Source organism: Streptomyces sp. URMC 124, assembly GCF_051386455.1.
Classification (GTDB): domain Bacteria; phylum Actinomycetota; class Actinomycetes; order Streptomycetales; family Streptomycetaceae; genus Streptomyces.
This window is the reverse complement of record NZ_JBPQTS010000305.1, coordinates 1-2,396: the sequence shown is the minus strand read 5'-3', so window position 1 is coordinate 2,396 and position 2,396 is coordinate 1. Positions and strand designations below refer to the sequence as shown.

2 protein-coding genes are annotated in these 2,396 nt (G+C 69.8%); one reads left to right on the top strand and one right to left on the bottom strand.

Features of this window, described 5'->3' with window-relative positions; all coding sequences use genetic code 11:
• Positions 1 to 645: S1 family peptidase (locus tag ACSNOG_RS32505; protein WP_436756299.1), on the top strand; the 645-nt coding region annotated here is incomplete at its 5' end.
• Between the two features lie 137 nt (positions 646 to 782).
• On the opposite strand, the gene ACSNOG_RS32500 is transcribed toward ACSNOG_RS32505, so the two are convergent.
• Positions 783 to 2,396 (bottom strand): chitinase (locus ACSNOG_RS32500; RefSeq protein WP_436756298.1); only part of this gene is annotated, 1,614 nt, incomplete at its 5' end.

The following is a 2,396-nucleotide window of genomic DNA, read 5'->3' as shown; positions in this document are numbered from 1 at the left end:
CTCGTCATGACCAACGGACACTGCCTGGAGACCGGCATGCCGGGCCCCGGCGACGTCATCACCGACCGGCCGTCGACCCGGACGTTCAGCCTGCTGGGCTCCACCGCGAACAAGGTCGCCACGCTGCGCGCGACCAAGGTCTCGTACGCCACGATGACCGACACCGACGTCACGCTGTACGAGCTGAACACAACCTACGCACAGATCAAGCAGCGCTACGGCATCAACGCGCTCAGCCTCTCGGCGGACCACCCGGTGAGCGGTACGCCGATCAAGGTCGTCTCCGGGTTCTGGAAGCGGATCTACAGCTGCAACGTCGACGGCTTCGTCTACCGCCTGCGCGAGAGCGACTGGACCTGGAAGGACTCGCTCCGCTACACCCCGTCGTGCAACACGATAGGGGGCACGTCCGGGTCGCCGGTGATCGACACGAACACCGGAAAGGTCATCGCGATCAACAACACGGGCAACGAGAGCGGCGAGCGCTGCACGATGAACAACCCGTGCGAGGTCGACGAGAACGGCCAGGTCACCGTGCGGAAGGGCATCAACTACGCCCAGGAGACGTACGGCATAGCCAAGTGCATCGGGATCGGGAACAAGGTGGACCTGAGCCTGCCGGGCTGTGAGCTGCCGAAGCCGTAAGGGCCGGCACCACCGCCGAGCAGCCGGGCGGGCCCGAGGTCGCGGGGGCCCGCCCGGCAGCGTCCGTGCCGGCGCCTGGGGCGGCGTCTACGGCAGCGCCTGTGCCGGTGTCTACGGCAGCGCGTCTACGGCAGCGGCTACGGCAGCCCGTGGACGTGCGGCCCCACCGCCCCCGACCAGGCGTTGCCGGCCGCCGCGTCCCAGTTCGTCGACCAGGTCATCGCCCCGCGGATCCCGGGATAGGTCTTCGACGGCTTGAAGGTGCCGCACCCCGTGCCCTTCGCCAGGCAGTCCAGGGCGTTGTTGACGACGGACGCGGGCACGTAGCCGCCGCCCGCCGCGCGCGGAGAGGCCGGCAGGCCCAGGCCGACCTGGGAGGGGTCGAGTCCGCCTTCGAGCTGGATGCAGGCGAGGGCGGTGAGGAAGTCGACGGTGCCCTGCGCGTAGACCTTCCCGTCGCAGCCGTTCATCGACCCGCTGTTGTAGTACTGCATGTTGACGACGGTCAGGATGTCCTTGATGTTGAGCGCCGTGCGGAAGTAGCCCGCCGACGTGGACTGCATGTCGATGGTCTGCGGGGCCATGGTGATGACGAGCTTGCTGCCCGCCTTCGCCGAGAGCGCGCGCAGCGCCTGCGTCATGTAGGTGGGGTTGAGCCCGTTCTCGAGGTCGATGTCGACGCCGTCGAACCCGTACTTCTGCATGAGGGCGTAGACGCTGTCCGCGAAACGGGCGGCGGAGGCCGCGTCGTTGACGGTGACCGTGCCGCGCTCGCCGCCGATGGAGATGATGACGCGTTTGCCGGCCGCCTGCTTGGCGGCGATGTCGGCCTTGAACTGCGCCTCGGAGTAGTTCAGCGCGGGATCGAGGTGGAAGTCGACCGCGCCGGGAGTCGCCGTCGCGTCGGCGAAGGCGACGGCGATGATGTCGTACTGGCTCTGCACGTCGCTGATCTTCTGGACGGTGGCGCCGTTGTCGAAGTTCTGCCAGTAGCCGGTGACGAGGTGCTTGGGCAGGGCGGGCCCCGGCCCGGGCCCCGGATCGCCGCCGCCGGGACTCGTCGTGACCGTCACCTCGCCCGACTTCACCGACTCGCCCGCCGCGTTGGTGGCGGTGACCTGGAACCGGTACGAGGTGGAGGCCGCGAGCCCGCCGACCGTCACCGAAGTCCCGTCGGCGGAAGCGGCCTTGGTGCCGTCCCGGTAGACGTTGTACCCCGTGGCACCGGCGACGGCATCCCAGGACAGCGCCACGGAGGTGTCCGTCACGGCCCCGGCCTTGAGCCCGCCCGGAGCACCCGGCACGGGCTCACCGGGCTCACCGCCGGGCCCGGTGAGCGTGATGTCGTCGGCGAAGTAGGCGGGCTGCCCGTACCAGCCGTGGGTGTAGACGGTGACGGAGGTGGTGGAGGGCCCTGTGGTGAAGGAGGTGGACAACTGCTGCCAGGAGGCGGCGGACGGCGTCCACGTCGAAACGTCGGTGGTGCCGGTCCCGCTCGCGCCGAGGTACACGTAGGAGCCCTGCACCCAGGCGGCAAGCGTGTACGACGAATTGGGCCGCACGCTGACGACCTGCGCACACCGGGCGTTGTCGCCCCCGGCAGGCACGGCCTTGAGGGCGCCGCTCCCGGAATGCACGGGCGAGCCGACGACAGCCCCGCTGCCCCCGGAACAGGACCACCCGCCGAGCCCGGCCTCGAAGCCGGGGTTCTTGGTGAGGTTGCCTTCGGTGGCGGTGGCGGTGGCGGTGGC